Annotated in this window: 16 protein-coding genes; 7 read left to right on the forward strand and 9 right to left on the reverse strand. The window is 61.3% G+C overall.

Annotation, left to right across the window (positions count from 1 at the left end):
* Nucleotides 1–3 precede the first annotated feature (3 nt).
* From paaA to paaF, 8 genes are all read right to left on the reverse strand, one after another.
* Nucleotides 4–993, reverse strand: a complete 990-nt coding sequence (paaA, locus tag M5G20_RS04525; protein ID WP_075948236.1) for a 1,2-phenylacetyl-CoA epoxidase subunit PaaA — start codon at nt 991–993, stop codon at nt 4–6.
* A gap of 3 nt (nt 994–996) precedes the next feature.
* Nucleotides 997–1,293 (reverse strand): hypothetical protein, encoded by a 297-nt coding sequence (locus M5G20_RS04530; RefSeq protein ID WP_273918115.1) that lies wholly within the window; start codon nt 1,291–1,293, stop codon nt 997–999.
* A 799-nt stretch (nt 1,294–2,092) separates the two neighbouring features.
* A complete protein-coding gene (gene paaK / locus M5G20_RS04535; protein ID WP_273918116.1) occupies nt 2,093–3,418 on the reverse strand; it encodes a phenylacetate--CoA ligase PaaK in 1,326 nt (441 codons plus the stop codon).
* Nucleotides 3,419–3,517: 99 nt separating this feature from the next.
* Nucleotides 3,518–4,729, reverse strand: a complete 1,212-nt coding sequence (pcaF, locus tag M5G20_RS04540) for a 3-oxoadipyl-CoA thiolase (protein WP_273918117.1) — start codon at nt 4,727–4,729, stop codon at nt 3,518–3,520.
* Nucleotides 4,722–5,171 carry a hydroxyphenylacetyl-CoA thioesterase PaaI gene (gene paaI, locus M5G20_RS04545; protein ID WP_212626960.1) on the reverse strand — a complete coding sequence of 150 codons (450 nt, stop codon included), beginning with the start codon at nt 5,169–5,171 and terminating at the stop codon, nt 4,722–4,724. Before paaI ends, pcaF begins: the two co-directional genes overlap by 8 nt.
* On the reverse strand, nt 5,164–6,681 hold the full coding sequence (gene paaH, locus M5G20_RS04550; RefSeq protein WP_273918118.1) for a 3-hydroxyacyl-CoA dehydrogenase PaaH: 1,518 nt from the start codon (nt 6,679–6,681) through the stop codon (nt 5,164–5,166). The genes paaI and paaH overlap by 8 nt, the downstream gene beginning before the upstream one ends.
* Before the next feature lie 3 nt (nt 6,682–6,684).
* Entirely contained in the window at nt 6,685–7,476 is a 792-nt protein-coding gene (gene paaG, locus M5G20_RS04555; protein ID WP_273918119.1) for a 2-(1,2-epoxy-1,2-dihydrophenyl)acetyl-CoA isomerase PaaG, read from the reverse strand.
* 37 nt (nt 7,477–7,513) lie between these two features.
* The gene (paaF, locus tag M5G20_RS04560) at nt 7,514–8,287 is read right to left on the reverse strand and encodes a 2,3-dehydroadipyl-CoA hydratase PaaF (protein WP_273918120.1); all 774 of its coding nucleotides are present in this window, start codon (nt 8,285–8,287) and stop codon (nt 7,514–7,516) included.
* On the opposite strand from paaF, the gene M5G20_RS04565 reads away from it, so the two are divergent.
* From M5G20_RS04565 to feaR, 4 genes are all read left to right on the forward strand, one after another.
* Nucleotides 8,286–8,552 carry a hypothetical protein gene (locus M5G20_RS04565; RefSeq protein ID WP_273918121.1) on the forward strand — a complete coding sequence of 89 codons (267 nt, stop codon included), beginning with the start codon at nt 8,286–8,288 and terminating at the stop codon, nt 8,550–8,552. The two genes, paaF and M5G20_RS04565, sit on opposite strands and share 2 nt — an antisense overlap.
* A gap of 83 nt (nt 8,553–8,635) precedes the next feature.
* Nucleotides 8,636–9,232, forward strand: a complete 597-nt coding sequence (gene paaY, locus M5G20_RS04570; protein ID WP_273918122.1) for a phenylacetic acid degradation protein PaaY — start codon at nt 8,636–8,638, stop codon at nt 9,230–9,232.
* A gap of 80 nt (nt 9,233–9,312) precedes the next feature.
* Complete coding sequence (paaX, locus tag M5G20_RS04575) at nt 9,313–10,236, forward strand: phenylacetic acid degradation operon negative regulatory protein PaaX (protein ID WP_273918123.1); 924 nt, start codon at nt 9,313–9,315, stop codon at nt 10,234–10,236.
* A gap of 102 nt (nt 10,237–10,338) precedes the next feature.
* Nucleotides 10,339–11,253 carry a transcriptional regulator FeaR gene (gene feaR / locus M5G20_RS04580; RefSeq protein ID WP_273918124.1) on the forward strand — a complete coding sequence of 305 codons (915 nt, stop codon included), beginning with the start codon at nt 10,339–10,341 and terminating at the stop codon, nt 11,251–11,253.
* A 70-nt stretch (nt 11,254–11,323) separates the two neighbouring features.
* On the opposite strand, the gene tynA is transcribed toward feaR, so the two are convergent.
* Nucleotides 11,324–13,612, reverse strand: a complete 2,289-nt coding sequence (gene tynA / locus M5G20_RS04585) for a primary-amine oxidase (protein ID WP_273918125.1) — start codon at nt 13,610–13,612, stop codon at nt 11,324–11,326.
* A 188-nt stretch (nt 13,613–13,800) separates the two neighbouring features.
* On the opposite strand from tynA, the gene M5G20_RS04590 reads away from it, so the two are divergent.
* The 3 genes from M5G20_RS04590 to M5G20_RS04600 all read left to right on the forward strand — a co-directional run bounded on the left by M5G20_RS04590 (nt 13,801) and on the right by M5G20_RS04600 (nt 17,874).
* Entirely contained in the window at nt 13,801–14,301 is a 501-nt protein-coding gene (locus M5G20_RS04590) for a sigma-70 family RNA polymerase sigma factor (RefSeq protein WP_273918126.1), read from the forward strand.
* Between the two features lie 64 nt (nt 14,302–14,365).
* Nucleotides 14,366–15,349, forward strand: coding sequence for a FecR family protein (locus M5G20_RS04595; RefSeq protein ID WP_273918127.1), 984 nt, complete (start codon nt 14,366–14,368; stop codon nt 15,347–15,349).
* Nucleotides 15,350–15,447: 98 nt separating this feature from the next.
* Nucleotides 15,448–17,874 carry a TonB-dependent siderophore receptor gene (locus M5G20_RS04600; protein ID WP_273918128.1) on the forward strand — a complete coding sequence of 809 codons (2,427 nt, stop codon included), beginning with the start codon at nt 15,448–15,450 and terminating at the stop codon, nt 17,872–17,874.
* Nucleotides 17,875–17,937: the final 63 nt, after the last annotated feature.

Consider the following 17,937-nt stretch of genomic DNA (forward strand, 5'->3'; position numbering starts at 1 on the left):
GGATCAGGCGGCGTTCTTGTTTTGTTTTTTGCGGGCATGGGCGACGGCGGCTTCACGCACCCAGGCACCGTCTTCAATCGCCTTGCGGCGGGTGGCGACGCGTTCCTGGTTGCACGGACCGTTGCCCTTGAGCACTTCGTAGAATTCGCTCCACTGGATTTCGCCGAAGTCGTAGTGGCCGCGTTCGGCATTCCACTTCAGGTCCGGATCGGGGCAGGTGCAGCCCAGCAGTTCCAGTTGCGGGATGGTCTGGTCGATGAAGCGCTGGCGCAGTTCGTCGTTGCTCTGGCGCTTGATTTTCCAGGCCATGGATTGAGCGCTGTTGGGCGAGTGTTCGTCGCTTGGGCCAAACATCATCAGCGACGGCCACCACAGGCGATTGATCGCGTCCTGGACCATGTCTTTTTGCGCCTGAGTACCGTGGCGCATCATGGTCAGGAGGATTTCGTAGCCCTGGCGCTGGTGGAAGCTCTCTTCCTTGCAGATACGGATCATCGCCCGCGAATACGGGCCGTAGGAGGTGCGCTGCAACACCACCTGGTTGACGATCGCCGCGCCATCGACCAGCCAGCCCACCGCGCCCATGTCGGCCCAGTTCAGCGTCGGGTAATTGAAGATGCTCGAGTACTTGGCCTTGCCGCTGTGCAGCTTGGCGATTTCTTCGTCGCGGTCGGCGCCCAGGGTTTCCATGGCGCTGTACAGGTACAGGCCGTGGCCGGCTTCGTCCTGAATCTTGGCCATCAGTTGCAGTTTGCGTTTGAGCGATGGCGCGCGGGTGACCCAGTTACCTTCGGGCAGCATGCCGACGATTTCGGAGTGGGCGTGCTGGGAGATCTGCCGGATCAGGGTCTGGCGGTAGGCATCTGGCATCCAGTTCTTGGCTTCGATCTTGATTTCTGAATCGATTTTTTCCTGGAAGGCGCGTTCCTGTTCGGACATCTCCGAGAGGTCCTTGATGCGCTTGACGCCGGTTTCTACGAGCTGTGCGTACATTTTTCAGTTCCCGCCTTGAATCTGTTCTGGGGCATGGAGAACTTTATAAGCGATACAGAATTTAATATCAAACATAAAATGACGTGTCGTAATTGTTTTTTGTATCGCTTTGGGATGAATGGGGGGAGGTCGGCGTACATATCCATTTCTTTGGTAACGGCCACTGGCGGTTTCGCCCTTACGGCGACTTACTTTTTTTTCAAACGCCAAAAAAAAGTAAGCAAAAAAAGGCTCGCCCCGAGCGTCCGGCCCCTCGCTAAGGCTCGGCGTTCCTTCGCTCCGGCATTCATCCGGGGGCATTGCCCTCCGGTTTGCTTCGCTGCACCTACATGCAATGTGTTCGACTGCGTCGAACGGCGCTGCGCGCCAATCCCCGGATGAACGCCTCCACTCAGCCTTCCGAGGGGGCGGGTGGATCAAGGTCAAGATCAAGAGCTGCAGGCGAGCTAACGCTCGGCCTGTTGAGTGGTGAAGAGCTCGGGTGTACTCAGATCTACTGTAGGAGCCGGCTTGCTGGCGATAGCACCCTGCCAATCACCCAATCATTACCAAATGCCCCAATCCAACTGTGGGGCCAGCCTGCTGGCGATAGCGCAATGTCAGGCGCAACGATGTCGTCTGAACGGCCGCCATCGCCAGCAAGCCGGCTCCTAGAGGGGGAGATGCGCACGAACCCTATAAACAGGCCGGCTGGTAGGCCGCCTCGCGGTGCTGTGGCGGTATTCGCCCCCTCGAGAGGCCGAGTGGAGGTTCTGCGCAGTGGGCAACCCGGCATGGATGCCGGGTTAGCCGCCCCCGGCCATGGATGGCCGATGGCGGCGGGCCCACGGAGCAGGACCGGAGCGAGGGCATGCCGAGCCACAGCGAGGCACCGAACGAAAGGGGCAAAAGCGCTTGGTTACTTGGCGCTTTTCCAAGTGACCCGCCGTAAGGGCGGAACCCTAAGTGGCCGTGACCACAGCAACGGATATGTACACCAGCAATGACACGGTCGGCTGTCAGGCCGCCATCGCTGGCAACCCGGCTCCCACAGGGACTGCGCGGATCAAAAAAACACAAAAAAAGCCCCGCAAAAGCGGGGCTCAAAAGGGTGCAGCAGTCATGCTTTAGGACGTTTATCCAGCACGTGGCAAGCCTTGCCTTCCGACCGCTTGATCGAATGAAACGGCTGCAAAACGATCCGTGAACTGATGCCGATATACGTCTTGATGTGCTTGCTCAGCTCCGCGCAAACAGCCTTCTGCTGGTCATCGCTCAGGTGCTGGTGCTCAGCTTTCAACTCGACATGCACGTCCACGCTGTCCAGGTTGCCATTGCGATACAGATGGATCTCATAGCACTCGGCAAGTTGTTTAACTTTCAAGACCTGTTCTTCGATCTGCGTCGGGAACACGTTGACCCCGCGGATGATCAGCATGTCATCGCTGCGGCCGGTGATTTTGTCGATGCGGCGCATCGGTCGTGCGGTGCCCGGCAGCAGGCGCGTCAGGTCGCGGGTGCGGTAGCGGATCATCGGCAGGGCTTCTTTGCTCAGGGAGGTGAACACCAGTTCGCCCATCTGCCCGTCCGGCAGCACTTCACCGGTGACCGGGTCGATGATTTCCGGGTAGAAGTGGTCTTCCCAGATCGTCGGGCCGTCCTTGGTTTCGGCGCATTCCATGGCGACGCCCGGGCCCATGATTTCCGAGAGGCCGTAGATGTCCAGGGCGGTTATCCCCAAGCGTGCCTCGATGGCGTTGCGCAGTTCGGCGGTCCACGGTTCGGCGCCGAAGATGCCCAGGCGCAGGGCCAGTTTGTGCGGGTCGATGCCTTGGCGCTCGATTTCGTCGGCAATGTTGAGCATGTACGACGGTGTGACCATGATGATGTCCGGCTGGAAATCCTTGATCAGTTGTACTTGTTTTTCAGTCTGGCCACCGGACATCGGGATCACCGTGCAACCCAGGCGTTCAGCGCCGTAATGCGCGCCGAGGCCGCCGGTAAACAGGCCGTAGCCATAGGAAATATGCACCTTGTCGCCACGACGGCCACCGGCCGCGCGGATCGAACGGGCGACCACGTTGGCCCAGGTGTCGATGTCGTTCTGGGTGTAGCCGACCACGGTCGGTTTGCCGGTGGTGCCGCTGGAGGCGTGCAGGCGCACGATGTCGTGCATCGGCACGGCAAACATGCCGTAAGGGTAGTTGTCACGCAGGTCGGACTTGGTGGTGAACGGAAACTTCGCCAGGTCGTCGAGGGATTTGATGTCGTCCGGGTGCACGCCCAGCGCATCGAAACGCTGACGGTACAGCGGCACATTGTTATAGGCGTGGTTCAGGCTCCAGCGCAGGCGCTCCAGCTGATGCTGGCGCAGCTCGTCGATGCTGGCGGTTTCCAGCGGGTCCAGCACAGGGTTCAACACGGCTTGGGCAATTGGCATGTTCATGTGTTCACTCGAATTGTTTTTGTGTTCCAGCCCCTACGTTCAGGGGCTTTGAGTGCATGCCCCAAGGATACCTCTCGGCTCCCCGGGAATCGTGATTCTTTAGTGGGATAGACGCTCGATGATCAGCGCGATCCCCTGGCCAACCCCGATGCACATGGTGCACAGGGCATAGCGGCCGTTACGTTCTTCCAGCTCGTGCAGAGCGGTGGTCACCAGGCGCGCGCCGCTCATACCCAACGGGTGGCCGAGGGCGATGGCTCCGCCGTTGGGATTGACCCGTGGGTCGGTGTCGCTCAGGCCGAGTTCGCGCAGCACCGCCAGACCTTGTGCGGCGAAAGCTTCGTTGAGCTCGATCACGTCCATGTCCGCCAGGCTGAGGTTGGCCAGTTCCAGCACCTTGCGCGTGGCCGGCACCGGGCCGATGCCCATGATGCGTGGCTCGACGCCAGCGGTGGCCATCGCCACCACCCGACCACGTGCAATCAGGCCGTGGCGCTTGGCGACTTCCGGGCTGGCCAGCAGCAGCGCGCAGGCACCGTCGTTGACCCCGGAGGCGTTGCCGGCGGTGATGCTCCCGCCTTCGCGGAATGGCGTGCCGAGTTTGGCCAGCTGCTCCAGGGTGGTATCGCCGCGCGGATGTTCATCGTGCTCGACCACTTTGGCCGGGCCTTTGCGCTGCGGGATTTCGACCGCAACGATTTCCTTGGCCAGACGCCCATTGGCCTGGGCGGCAGCGGCGCGTTGCTGGCTGCGCAGGGCGAAGGCGTCCTGGTCGGCGCGGGAGATGTTGAACTGTTCGGCGACATTCTCTGCCGTTTCCGGCATGGAATCGATGCCGTAGGTCTGTTTCATCAGCGGATTGACGAAGCGCCAGCCGATGGTGGTGTCGAACATCTCGGCCGCACGGGAAAACGCCTGCTCGGCCTTGCCCATCACCAGCGGTGCACGGGACATCGACTCAACGCCACCGACCAGCATCAGCCCGGTTTCGCCGCTGCGAATTGCCCGGGCGGCGGTACCGATAGCGTCCAGCCCCGAGCCGCACAGGCGATTGAGGGTGGTGCCCGGCACGCTGACCGGCAAACCGGCCAGCAGCGCCGACATGCGCGCGACGTTGCGGTTGTCTTCGCCAGCCTGGTTGGCGCAACCGTAGATCACGTCGTCGACGCTGTTCCAGTCGACTTGCGGGTGACGGCGCAGCAGTTCACGCAGCGGCACCGCGCCAAGGTCGTCGGCGCGCACGCTGCTCAGGACACCGGCGTAACGGCCAATCGGGGTCCGGACTGCGTCGATGATCAGGGCGTCATTCATTCGGGTTCTCCTGCGTCAGCACCGGGCCGCGCACTTTGTAGGATTTGCCATGGAACAGGGCGATCAACTGGCCCTGCTGGTTTTCGATGCGTACGTCGTAGTTGCCGGTGCGACCCGAACGGCTCTGCTCGATGCAGTCGGCATTCAGCGTGTCGCCCAAGCGCGCCGGGGCGATATAGTCGATGCTGCAACCGATGGCCACGGTAGCCTCGTTGTAGCTGTTGCAGGCAAAGGCAAATGCCGAATCGGCGAGGGCGAACAGGTAACCGCCGTGGCAGGTGCCGTGGCCCTGGAGCATGTCGGCGCGTACGGTCATGCCGACGCGGGAGCAACCGGGGCCGGCCGAGAGCAGGCGCATGCCCATGGCCTGGCTCGCGGCGTCGCGCTGGAACAGCGATTGCGCGCACTCGCTGGCGAGGGTCATGGCTTCGTGGTTAGTCATGGAATGTTCTCCCTTCGGCGACGCGACGGCGCAGCAACAGCGACGGCCGATAGCGTTCTTCGCCATAGCTGGCTTGCAGGTTTTCCAACACGTTCAGGATGTGTGGCAGACCGACGGCGTCGGCCCAGGCCAACGGGCCTTGCGGGTAATTGACCCCGGCGCGCATGGCCAGGTCGATGTCGCCGGCCGAGGCCACGCCTTGCAGCAGCGCATCGGCGGCTTCGTTGGCGAGCATTGCCACGGTGCGCAGCACGGCGAGGGCCGGGCTGTCGCTGAGCAGGCTGACCTTGAGGCCGGCGCGTTGCAGCAGGGCGATGCCTTGCTTGAGCGCGAGCGGATCAATGCCCGTCGCATGACTGATGGCGATGCGCCGGGCTTTGCCGTAGTCGAACGCCAGGTCCAGCAGGATCAGGTTGCGCAGCCCGTCTTCACGAGCCCGCTGACACGCCATGCGTCCGTCGCTCAGGGCCAGCACGGCGTCACCGACCCGCAGCAAACCCTGGCCGTCACGCTGAACAATGTCGATGCCTTGTTCACGCAGGCGCACCAGCAAGCCCTGGGCAATGCCGAGGTCGCCTTCGACAGCACAAGCGTCGACTTGCGCTTCGCTGCTGATCTGCGCGGCTTGCGGACGTTGCGCATCTGGGCTGTAGCTATAGAAACCCTGACCGCTTTTACGCCCCAGGCGTCCACCGTCCACCAGTTCTTTCTGGATCAGCGAAGGCAGGAAGCGCGTGTCCTGGTAGTAAGCGTCGAATACAGAACAGGTCACGGCGTAGTTGACGTCATGGCCGATCAGGTCGGTCAGCTCGAACGCGCCCATGGCAAAGCCGCCGGCCTCGCGCATCAACGCATCCAGTGTCGGGCAGTCTGCCGCGCCTTCCTGAAGCAGTCGCAGGCTCTCGGCGTAGAACGGCCGCGCCACCCGGTTAACGATGAAACCTGGCGTGGAGCGGGTGTGCACCGGTTTTTTGCCCCAGGCCTTGGCGGTGTCATACAGGCACTCGGCGAGTGCCGGATCGCTGGCCAGACCCGAAACGATTTCCACCAGTGCCATCACCGGCGCCGGATTGAAGAAGTGCAGGCCCAGCAGACGTTCTGGATGATCAAGCTGCGCGGAAATGCGGGTGATCGACAGCGACGAGGTGTTGCTGGCGAGGATGCAATGCTCGCCGCAGATGCCTTCGAGCTGACGGAACAGCGTGCGCTTGACCTCAAGGTTTTCGACGATGGCCTCGATGATCAACTCGCAATCGGCCAGGGCTTCGATGGCTTCCACCGCGTGCAGGCGAGCGATGGTTGCACTGCGCGATTCGGCCGACAGTTTGCCATTCTCGACCCGCTTGCCGAGTTGCCGGTCGATGCCTTCAATGGCTTGCGCGGCAGCGCCAGGGCGGTTGTCCAGCAGCAGCACCGGATGTCCGGCCTGCGCCGCGACCTGGGCAATGCCCGCGCCCATGGCGCCGGCACCGATCACGGCAATGCGTGCAGATGTGTTCAATGCGGTCATGACTCAGCGCCCCTTGAAGCTTGGGGTGCGTTTTTCCATGAAGGCGCCGACGCCTTCGCGGTAATCCTCGCTGCGCCCGGCCAGACGTTGCAGGTCGCGCTCCAGCTCAAGCTGTTCGTCGAAGCTGTTGCTCAGGCTGGCGTTCAGGCTGCGCTTGATCAGTGCCAGGCCGTAGGTCGGCTGGGTGGCCAGGTGGCGGGCCAGTTTCAATGCTTCGTCGCGCAATTCGGCGTCGTCCACACACTGATAAATCAAACCCCATTGCTCGGCCTGCTCGGCGCTCAGGCGATTGCCGAGCAGGGCCAAAGCCTTGGCGCGGGCCATGCCGACAAGGCGCGGCAGGGTCCAGGTACCACCGGAATCAGGGATCAGCCCGATCTTGCAGAACGCCTGGATAAAACTCGCCGAACGCGCCGCCAGCACCAGGTCGCAGGCCAGTGGAATGTTAGCGCCGGCCCCGGCGGCCACGCCGTTGACCGCGCAAATCACCGGCATCGGCAGGTCGCGCAACTGGCGGATCAACGGGTTGTAGAACTTCTCGATGGACTCCCCCAGATCCGGCACGGCGCTGCCCGGTGCGACATTGCGGTCGCTCAGATCCTGCCCGGCGCAGAAGCCGCGACCTTCGCCGGTCAGCAGCAACACGCGCACGTCCGGGTTCTGCCGCACCTGCTTGAGCGCTTCCTTCACCTCGCCATGCATCTGCGTATTGAAGCTGTTGAGCTGTTCCGGACGGTTGAGGCTGAGCAGGGCGACGCCGGCCTCGATGGAAAACAGGATGTGTTCGAAGTTCATGGTCTTGGCGCTCTCTTGGCGATCTCGAATTCGGTGATTACTGGCCGGTGAAGGTCGGCAGGCGTTTTTCCTGGAAAGCGGCGATGCCTTCATTGCGGTCGCGGGTGCCGGCCAGCACGGTGAAGGCATGGCGCTCGAAACGCAGGCCGCTGGCCAGGTCGGTGTCCATGGCCTTGAGCAATGCTTCCTTGGCCAGGCGGACCGCCAGTGGGGCTTTGCCGGCGATAGTGCGGGCGATGTGCAAGGCGCGTTCGACGGTCAATTCCGGTTGGGTGACTTCGCTGACCAGCCCGGCACGCTGGGCCTGACGGGCGTCGATCGGCTCGCCGGTCAGGACCATCTGCATGGCCATGGATTTGCCGACGGCGCGCAGCAGGCGTTGGGTGCCACCGGCGCCAGGCATGATTCCGAGGTTGATTTCCGGTTGGCCGAAACGGGCGTCTTCGCCGGCAATGATGATGTCGGCGTGCATCGCCAGCTCGCAGCCACCGCCGAGGGCGAAGCCGTTGACGGCAGCGATCAGCGGCTTGCTGAAGCGGGTGATGGCCTGCCACGAAGCCTGGCGCGGGTCGTCGAGGATGCCGACCAGATCACGCTCGGCCATTTCCTTGATGTCGGCACCGGCGGCGAAGGCTTTGCGGCTGCCGGTGAGCACGACGACGCGGGTGTCCGGATCGGCCTGGGCGGCGCTCAGTTCGTCCGCCAGTTCACCCAGTAATTGAGTGTTGAGGGCGTTCAATGCTTGCGCGCGCTGCAGGGTAATCAGGCGGACGCCAGGCTCGATCAACTCGACGGCAAGGGTTAGAGGCATGGCGGATGCCCTCACGGTGCACGCTCGGCGCGGTGCCGGCTCGTTATTGGATCGGCCGCAGGGGCCGGTTTTGCCCAAGTATAGCTACAACGTGATACGTAAAAGCAATACTGAAATAGAATTAATGTGTCTAATTGGTCGGATGTTGAGTTTGGCATATCGCCGATTGAGCGACACTGATGGTGCGTTTTATCCCGATTTTATTGGGTTTTGTGCTGGATTCAGGGCCGTGCAGGCGTTCGTCGGAAAGGCCGGTTTCAAGTGATACGGTTTTTAGTCTTTGTACTGGTAAAAATGATGTGATACAAAATGAATCATTATTTGCATCGCTTTGTGAAGGACGCCTCCATGACCTGCTACAGCCTTGATGGCCTGACCCCGGTGGTAGACCCGACTGCTTATGTGCACCCGTCCGCCGTGCTGATCGGTGACGTGATCATCGGCCCGCATTGCTATGTCGGTCCGCTGGCCAGCCTGCGCGGCGATTTCGGGCGGATCGTGCTGGAGGAAGGCGCCAATCTGCAGGACACCTGTGTGATGCACGGCTTCCCGGACAGCGACACCGTGGTTGAACGCAACGGCCACATCGGCCACGGCGCGGTGCTGCATGGTTGCCGCATTGGGGCCGATGCGCTGGTGGGCATGAATGCGGTGGTGATGGACAACGCCCGGATCGGCCCGCGTTCTTTCGTTTCGGCGGCGGCGTTCGTCAAGGCGGGTTTCGAATGCCCGGAGCAGTCGCTGATCATGGGCGCCCCGGCCAGCGTCAAGCGCACCCTCAGCGATCAGGAAGTGACGTGGAAGCAGGCGGGAACGCGTGAGTATCAGCAACTGGCCAAGCGCTGCCTGGAACAGATGCAGGTCTGCGAACCTTTGAGCGAACCGGAGCCGGACCGCCCGCGGATCAGTGACAGTGGTTTGCGGCCCAAGGGCAATACCGCATGAACTCAGAACTCCTACAAGGGGATTGGGCTTAACCCCATGGCTTTCGGTATATTCCTTTTCTTTTTTCGCTCGGTACGCCCATGTCGTCCCTGACACCTTTGAACCATCTGATTACGCGCTTCCAGGAGCAGACGCCGATTCGCGCCAGTTCCTTGATCATCACGTTGTACGGTGATGCCATCGAACCCCACGGTGGCACCGTGTGGCTGGGCAGCCTGATTCAATTGCTCGAGCCGATCGGCATCAACGAACGGTTGATCCGCACCTCGATTTTTCGTTTGACCAAGGAAGGCTGGCTGACGGCCGAGAAAGTCGGTCGCCGTAGCTATTACAGCCTGACCGGCACCGGTCGCCGGCGTTTCGACAAGGCCTTCAAGCGGGTCTACAGCACCACGATGCCGGCCTGGGATGGTTCCTGGTGCCTGGTGATGCTGTCGCAATTGACCCAGGACAAGCGCAAACAAGTGCGCGAAGAACTGGAGTGGCAAGGTTTTGGTGCGATTTCGCCAGTGGTCCTGGCTTGCCCGCGCAGCGACCGAGCCGATGTCAACGCGACCCTGATTGACCTCGGCGCCCAGGAAGACACCATCGTCTTCGAGACCACCGCCCAGGATGTGCTGGCCTCCAAAGCCCTGCGCCTGCAAGTGCGCGAGAGCTGGAACATTGAGGAGCTGGCGACTCACTACAGCGAGTTCATCCAGTTGTTCCGACCGCTCTGGCAAGCGCTTCGCGAGCAGGAAAACCTGCAACCGGCCGACTGCTTTCTGGCGCGGATCCTGCTTATTCACGAGTACCGCAAATTGCTGCTGCGTGACCCGCAACTGCCGGACGAATTGTTGCCCGGCGATTGGGAAGGGCGTGCGGCCCGGCAGTTGTGCCGCAATATTTACCGTTTGATTTACGCCAAGGCCGAAGAGTGGCTCAACAGCGCACTGGAAACGGCCGATGGTCCGTTGCCGGATGTCGGTGAAAGCTTTTATCGGCGTTTTGGCGGACTGAAATAGCACGTCATTGTTCAGGAAGTGGTGCGGTTCAGGAGACTTGAAGCATCCCGATGTCGTGTGGATTGGCGTAGACAATAACAATAAGCCTGCGTGAGGCCTGACATGATTTCTACAACCGCACAGCGCCAGGATGGGTTCGATCAGTGGATCCATCAGATCAACCAGATCTGCGGCGCATTCAACGCACAACCCCTGGGCAGCGACTTTGCCGGGCAGATCCGCGAGTACCGTAGCGATGCCCTCAAACTCAGCTTCGTCGATGCGTGCCAGGCGCGGCTTTACCGCACGCCGCAGCAAGTGGCGGAGGGCGAGGGCGGCAAGTATTTTGCGGTGTTCCAGCTCGATGGCACCGCGGGCATGGCCCAGGGCGACGATAAGGTGCTGTTGTCCGCTGGCGATATCACGCTGATCGATGCCTCGCGGCCCAGTGACTTCACCTACAGCGAAAACTCCCGGCAGTTGTCGCTGATCCTGCCTTATCAGCTGGTCGAGCAAACCCTGCGTTTCAATCAGGTCAGATGCGGCCACCGGATTGCCGCGACGTCACCGATCGCCATGCTGTCGCACCGGCTGATCCTCGATGCTACGCGTCAACAGCACCTGACACGGCAAGAAAGCGAGGCGACCCTGGAAGCCATTGTCAGCCTGCTGCGTCCAGCCATCAGCCAGACCGAAGATGGCACGGACCTGCACGAGCGCACCTTCCGCAAGACCCTGAGTGTTATCGATCAGCACATCCGCTCGGAAGAGCTGTGCCCGGAATGGCTGGCGCGGGAAGTCGGCATGTCGACCCGAGGCCTGTACCGGATGTTTGCCAAGAAAGGCCTGGTGGTCGCGCGCTACATCAAGAACCGCCGTCTGGACCTGTGCGCCGAATCGCTGCGGCAATCGGGCAAGGATCAGAAGTTGTCGGTGCTGGGTTACTCGTGGGGGTTTTCTGATTCGAGCTATTTCTCGACGGCGTTCAAGTCGCGCTTCGGCATTGCGCCGGGGGAGTATCGCAAGCAGTACGCCTGAGGCATTTTCATGAGCACCGAATAATCCTGTAGGAGCTGGCAAGCCAGCTCCTACAGGGGGCATTGCATGGTTACTTCGGTGAATTGAGATTCAACGTCGGCGTTTCATCGAAGAAATTCCACGGCTTGAGCAGCACATGCACCCACTCGGTCGGCATGATCGGCCACTCTTCGGCGCGGGCAATGTGGGTGGTGCCGGTGGTCAGCCAGACCACGTCGTCGGTGTTCTCGATGGACTGGTTATCCTGGGTGAATTGCCCCAGCCCCGAGTCCTTGTCCGAGCGGTTCGGGTATTTGCCTTCCGGGTACTTTTCCTCCGGGTTGTATTGCGTTACCCACAGTTGTTTGTCCATGAAACTCAGGCGGTGATAGAGCCATTCGTCCTTGCCGAAATTGGCACCCTTGGCCACCGGGTGCGTGCCGCCGGCATACGGAATCAACTGATAGGAAACCGGGTTGCCGACTTTGTTTTCCTTGCTGAAGTTGGTCAGCAGGCGCACGGTCGACGGGTCGAATTTCTGCGCCGCCTGCTGTTCGCTGGTGACCACTTTAGTCTCGGTCTGCATGGTGCTGGTGCGCGGTCCGCCACGGTCGTTGGGCAGCACCACCGGGTTCACTTCCACCAGTGAGTTCTGCTCGCCGTCGACGTCCATATCGAGGCGGAAATTGTAGATGTGCTGGTGCGTGGTACCGACGATATTGTGGTCGAGCAGGGTGCCGTAGCGCGTGTCTTCCTTGGCGGTGTCTTCGTGCATGGTCCTGGACTTCACACCCTTGACCGCTTCGATCCCGGTGGCGCCGGCGTCGATGCCGAGGGTGCCGTTCTGCTGGAAGACCCAGTCGAAGATGTAGTCGTAGTTACCCACGGTACTGATCCAGCGCACCACCAGTTCACGACGCTCGGTGCTGAGGTTGGGCTGGCCCATTTCCTGGTGTTTGTACTCTGGCCCGGCGTAGCGCTCGAACACCGCAATGGCGCGGGGAATCGCGGTCGGTGCGCCGGTGTAGTCGGCGATGGTGGCGTCCAGCAACACGGCGTTTTCCGGGGCGTCTTTGCCGCGGGCAATCGGCGAGGTCAGGGTGCCCATGCCGTATTCGCCGGAATCGAGGTAGGCCTTGAAGTACCAGCCGACATCCGGGTCGCCGTAAGGCACGATCATCCCGCCCAGCGAACCTTCGTACATGATTTTGCGTTTCTTGCCCTTGTCGTCATAAGTGACGGTGGACAGGATCGGCCCGACCCGCGAGTCGAGGCGCACGTGGAAATCCCAGTTCTGCCAGTGAATGCTGTTGCCGCTGATGGTGTAGTTCTTGCCTTCGGGTTCGATGATTTCCAGCGGCTTGACCGCCACGCCCTGGCGTCCACGCCCGTCATAAGGCGTGGGTTTGAGCGGCACTGGAATCAGGGCTTCGTCTTCGATCTTGATCAGTTTTTTCTGTTCCAGATCGACAATCGCCACCAGCCCTTCGATCGGGTGCGCCCAGTAATTGCCGTCACCGACATTCAGGTAACTGACGATTTTCAGCAGGCGCTTGTCCTGCGCCAGGCCGTCCTTGCCGTCGAAGTAGCCGACAGTCAGCGGTGTGGCCACAACCTTCTTCACATCATTGATACCGCGCTTGGCCAGGGCTTGCGCGTATTCCGGGCTGGTTTCCACGGCGGTTTGCACCGTGGCGAAATCGTCCAGCAACAGCATGCCGTGGGCGCCTTGCACGGGTTTCCAGGACTTGAGTTGTTGGCTGTCCAAATCCACCAGCGCTTCGATCACATGTTTGCCGTCCAGCACCACGATTGAGGCCTGGCGCGGCTGGGTGACGTTTTGCCCGGTGTAGATGAAGTTCCACACCTGATCCTTCGGCGGTTCCTTGACCGAGACCTCGGTGAAACGAAAGCCCGGTTTGTAGTGTTCCGATTGCTTGAGGATATCCACTGCCGCGGTTATTTCAGCCGCGCTCAACGGGTTGAGCGGGCTGGGGCGGGTTTCGACGACGAAGGTCTTGTCCAGGCCGGACTGGAACACCTGGTTGATGAAATCCTTGGACATGAACGCGGTGTGGTGCTTGAACACCACCGGCACCGTCAGCTCGATACGCTTGCCGTTGAGCATGGCCACTTTGCTGTCGGGCTTGACCTTGAGGTAGACCCCGTCCTTGGCAATGGTGAACAGGTTCGAATAATCGTCCCACTTGACCGTGGCACCAAACGCTTCCAGACCCGCTTGCAGGGGAACCATTTCTGCCTGACCGCCGTGGGCCTGGGCATTGCCGGCCCAGAAAGGCAGGCCGAGGGCGCTCAGGGAAATGGCCAGGGCGAGGCGGGCAAGCGGTGATCTTTTGGGCGATGCGTGGTTGCTGGGCATGTGTGCATTCCTGGGGAAAAGCCGGTGACTGGCATTCTTGCACTTTGCTACAACCCGTCGCCGACTGCATTCGGATTTCTGCCAAATTGCTTGGGATACCTGCCTTTGCAGGCGCCAGTTCGCAAATCGTTGCCATGGGTTAATAGGAAGCATTACTATTCACGCCCCCGTCTCCACAGCACACCGAAATGATCCCCAAGCTGCCCCGCAGACACGGCTTTTTCGAGCATTACGAAGAGTTGGTTGGCACCTGGACCCGTCGCCTGAGAAACCGTCAGCAGGCTGAGGATCTGGCCCACGATACCTTTGTGCGCGTGCTTGAATCGGATTCGACGGCGGTGGAACAACCTCGGGCCTACCTGCATCAGACCGCGCGCAACATCGCGGTTGACGGTTATCGGCGTGAGGATCGACGGGGCGCCATGGAGTCAGAGGCGATCGATCTCAGTGTGTCGTCGACCGGCGACCCGGAGCATTTCATGCATGCGATCCAGTTGGCCGAGTCCATCGAACGCGCGCTCACCGAGCTGCCGATCAACTGCCGCAAGGTGTTTGTCTGGCAGAAAATCGAAGGCCTGACCCAGGCTGAAATCGCCGCACGCCTGGGTCTGTCCAAGAACATGGTGGAAAAGTATATGATCCGCACGCTGCGGCATCTGCGCGACCGTCTGGAGGGGCAGCAGCCATGAGGTACAGCGCCTGCATAAGGCGGGTCGGCGGCCATTGTTCATCCCCAGCCAAACAGGAACTTCCATGATGGATACTCGTGCTTGTGCGTGCGGGCAAACAACCGTTCGTGATGACGCGGCGCGTTGGTTTGTGCGTTTGCAGGACCCCGTCGTCGATACCGAAGCGCAGGTCCGGTTCGAAACCTGGCTGGACGAACACCCTCAACACCGACACGAATTCGAATTGCTCCAGGGGCTGTGGAAAGCCGCCGACCTGGTGCCTGCCGCGCGCCTGCAAGCGCTGTGTCAGGACCCCCCGATGCGCCACAAGCGTCGCCCCATGGTGCGCTATGCGGTGGCCGCCAGTGTGCTGGCGGTGGCGCTCGGATTGGGACTGTTCAGTGGCCTGAACCGACCGTCGCCGTACACTGCAGAATTTTCCACTGCGCTCGGCGAGCGGCGTCATGTGGCGTTGCCCGATGGTTCGGTGGTCGATCTGGACAGCCGCAGTCGCATTCAGGTGCGCTTCGAGAAGGACCGTCGCAGCATCGAGTTGGCCGAAGGCGAGGCGATGTTCAGCGTCCAGCATGACACCCGGCGGCCCTTCGTCGTCGATGCCGGCAGCGGCAAGGTCACCGTCACCGGCACACGTTTCGATGTGCGCCGTGGCGCCACCGAGACCCGGGTCGTGGTGGAGCAGGGTACCGTCAAGGTTCAGGGGCACGCTGCCGCGGACAATGATTTCGTCAGCCTCACTGCCGGCCTCGGCACCCACGTCGATGCGCACGGCAAAGTCGCGGCAGCCTATACGGTCAATCCGGCCGAGCTGACCGCCTGGCGCAACGGCAAACTGGTGTTCAACAACGCCAGCCTGGCCGACGTTGCCGAGCAAGTCTCGCGCTATCGAGAGAAGCCGCTCAAGGTTGGCAGCCCGGCAATCGGCAATCTGCGCCTGACCAGCGTATTCAGATCCGACAACACCGATGCGTTGCTCAAGGCCCTGCCGAGCATCCTTCCGGTGGCCGTGCGTACCCTCGATGACGGCAGTCAGGAAATAATTTCAAAATAAAATTCAGGTTTTTTTCGAGTTCATCGTCTTCCTGTTCAACTGCAACTGGTTTGCATTAACAAGCGCACACTCTTGCGATCCACAGGACTACGTTCGACGTGAAAAAATCCACCGCTAAAAACAACAAACTTCCCTGGTTGCCGCTGGCACTCGCGCTGGCGGTCAACGTTGCGATGCCCCAGGCTTTTGCGGCCGACGCCATTCATATCCGGGCGCAGCCATTGGGTCAGGCCTTGAGTGAGCTGGGTCAGCAAACGTCGTTGCAGGTTTTTTTCAGCCCTGAACTGGTGGCTGGCAAGCAGGCGCCAGCGGTGGACGGCAATATTGCGCCGGAGGAAGCGCTGCGCCAGTTGTTGCAGGGCAGCGGCCTGCAATACCAGATCAATGAAGGCTCGGTGACCTTGTTGCCGGCACCGACAGCGGCGGCCAGCGGTCCGCTGGAATTGGGCGTGACCGACATCAAGGTGGTCGGCGACTGGCTCGGTGACGCCGATGCCGCCGTGGTGCAGAACCACCCGGGCGCGCGGACCGTGATCCGCCGCGAAGCGATGATCGAACAGGGCGCGATGAACGTCGGCGACGTGCTCAAGCGCATACCGGGTGTGCAAGTGCAGGAGGCCAACGGTACCGGTGGCAGCGATATTTCCCTGAACGTCGGCGTTCGCGGCCTGACGTCGCGTCTGTCGCCACGTTCCACCGTGTTGATCGACGGCGTGCCCGCCGCGTTCGCGCCTTACGGTCAGCCTCAGCTGTCCATGGCACCGATTTCCTCTGGCAACCTCGACAGCATCGACGTGGTACGCGGTGCCGGTTCCGTGCGTTACGGACCACAGAACGTTGGCGGTGTGATCAACTTCGTGACCCGCGCGATCCCGGAAAAAGCCTCGGCAGAAATCGGCACCACCCTGGAAACCTCCCAGCACGGTGGCTGGAAGCACATCGACACGTTGTTTGCCGGCGGCACCGCCGACAACGGCATGGGCGTGGCGCTGTTGTATTCGGGTGTGAACGGCAACGGCTACCGTGAGCGCAACAACGGCAACGACATCGACGACGTGATCCTCAAGACCCATTGGGCGCCCACTGATGTGGACGATTTCAGTCTCAATTTTCACTATTACGACGCCAGCGCCGACATGCCCGGCGGCTTGACCCAGGCGCAGTACGACGCCGATCCGTTCCAGTCTGACCGTAACAACGACAACTTCAGCGGCCGCCGCAAGGACGTGTCGTTCAAGTGGATCCGCCAGCTCGACGACCGCACCCAGGCCGAAGTGCTGACCTACTACACCGACAGTTTTCGTGGCAGCAACATCGCCGCCCGCGATCAGAAAACCATCGGCTCGTTCCCGCGTACCTACTACACCTTCGGCATTGAACCACGGGTGTCCCATGTGTTTGACGTCGGCCCGACCACCCAGGAAGTCAGTGTCGGTTATCGCTATCTGAAAGAGGCCATGCACGAAGAGGCCAGCCGTCTGGCGCTGAACAGCGCCAACGAACCGGTGGCGCGTCCGGGTTCCGATGGCCATGTCTACCAGGACCGTACCGGCGGCACTGAGGCCAACTCGGTGTACGTCGATAACAAAATCGACGTCGGCAACTGGACCGTCACCCCCGGCATTCGCTTTGAACACATCAGCACCGACTGGCATGACCGCCCGGTACTCGACACCGCCGGCCGGCCGGTACCGGAAAAGAACCGCAGCATCGAAAGCAACGAGCCGTTGCCGGCGCTGAGCGTGATGTATCACCTCTCCGATGCGTGGAAACTGTTCGCCAACTACGAAACCTCGTTCGGCAGCCTGCAGTATTTCCAGCTTGGTCAGGGCGGCACGGGTGACAGCACCGCCAACGGCCTGGAGCCGGAAAAAGCCAAGACCTACGAAATCGGCACGCGCTACAACGATGAGGTGTGGGGCGGCGAAGTGACGCTGTTCTACATCGACTTCGATAAAGAGTTGCAGTACATCAGCAACGATGCGGGATGGACCAACCTTGGCGCGACCACTCACCGGGGTGTTGAAGCGTCGGTGCACTACGACATGGCCGCATTGGACCCGCGTCTGGATGGTCTGACCGCCAACGCTGGTTTCACCTACACCCGCGCCGTGTACGAAGGCGAGATTCCGGGCTTCAAGGGCCGCGACCTGCCGTTCTACTCGCGCCAGGTGGCCACGGCCGGCCTGCGTTACGACATCAATCGCTGGACCTACAACATCGATGCGTTCGCCCAGTCCAAGCAACGCTCACCAGGCGTGGCTGTGAACGCGGATGGCAGTTTCACCAACAACTACATCACCGAAGGCACCGCCGATGGTCGGTACGGCGACATTCCGGGCTACGTCACCTGGAACGTGCGCGGCGGCTATGACTTCGGCCCGCAGGTGTCGAACCTGAAGGTCGGCGCGGGGGTGAAAAACATCTTCGACAAGCAGTATTTCACCCGCTCCAGCGACAACAATTCGGGCATGTACGTGGGTGCGCCGCGTACGTTCTTTGTGCAGGCCAGTGTGGGGTTCTGATAGACCGGGGAGCCTTTATCGCTGGCAAGCCAGCTCCCACAGGATCGTAGTCGTACACCTGAG

This window comes from Pseudomonas sp. TNT2022 ID1044 (assembly GCF_028656895.1).
Taxonomy (GTDB): Bacteria; Pseudomonadota; Gammaproteobacteria; order Pseudomonadales; family Pseudomonadaceae; genus Aquipseudomonas; species Aquipseudomonas reinekei.

Excerpts from the sequence above, each read along its gene's own strand:
- paaA (WP_075948236.1), bottom strand. The coding sequence starts at position 993 with ATGTACGCACAGCTCGTAGAAACCGGCGTCAAGCGCATCAAGGACCTC.
- M5G20_RS04530 (WP_273918115.1), bottom strand. The coding sequence starts at position 1,293 with ATGCCCCCGGATGAATGCCGGAGCGAAGGAACGCCGAGCCTTAGCGAG.
- paaK (WP_273918116.1), bottom strand. The coding sequence starts at position 3,418 with ATGAACATGCCAATTGCCCAAGCCGTGTTGAACCCTGTGCTGGACCCG.
- pcaF (WP_273918117.1), bottom strand. The coding sequence starts at position 4,729 with ATGAATGACGCCCTGATCATCGACGCAGTCCGGACCCCGATTGGCCGT.
- paaI (WP_212626960.1), bottom strand. The coding sequence starts at position 5,171 with ATGACTAACCACGAAGCCATGACCCTCGCCAGCGAGTGCGCGCAATCG.
- paaH (WP_273918118.1), bottom strand. The coding sequence starts at position 6,681 with ATGACCGCATTGAACACATCTGCACGCATTGCCGTGATCGGTGCCGGC.
- paaG (WP_273918119.1), bottom strand. The coding sequence starts at position 7,476 with ATGAACTTCGAACACATCCTGTTTTCCATCGAGGCCGGCGTCGCCCTG.
- M5G20_RS04565 (WP_273918121.1), top strand. The coding sequence starts at position 8,286 with ATGGCGGATGCCCTCACGGTGCACGCTCGGCGCGGTGCCGGCTCGTTA.
- paaF (WP_273918120.1), bottom strand. The coding sequence starts at position 8,287 with ATGCCTCTAACCCTTGCCGTCGAGTTGATCGAGCCTGGCGTCCGCCTG.
- paaY (WP_273918122.1), top strand. The coding sequence starts at position 8,636 with ATGACCTGCTACAGCCTTGATGGCCTGACCCCGGTGGTAGACCCGACT.
- paaX (WP_273918123.1), top strand. The coding sequence starts at position 9,313 with ATGTCGTCCCTGACACCTTTGAACCATCTGATTACGCGCTTCCAGGAG.
- feaR (WP_273918124.1), top strand. The coding sequence starts at position 10,339 with ATGATTTCTACAACCGCACAGCGCCAGGATGGGTTCGATCAGTGGATC.
- tynA (WP_273918125.1), bottom strand. The coding sequence starts at position 13,612 with ATGCCCAGCAACCACGCATCGCCCAAAAGATCACCGCTTGCCCGCCTC.
- M5G20_RS04590 (WP_273918126.1), top strand. The coding sequence starts at position 13,801 with ATGATCCCCAAGCTGCCCCGCAGACACGGCTTTTTCGAGCATTACGAA.
- M5G20_RS04595 (WP_273918127.1), top strand. The coding sequence starts at position 14,366 with ATGATGGATACTCGTGCTTGTGCGTGCGGGCAAACAACCGTTCGTGAT.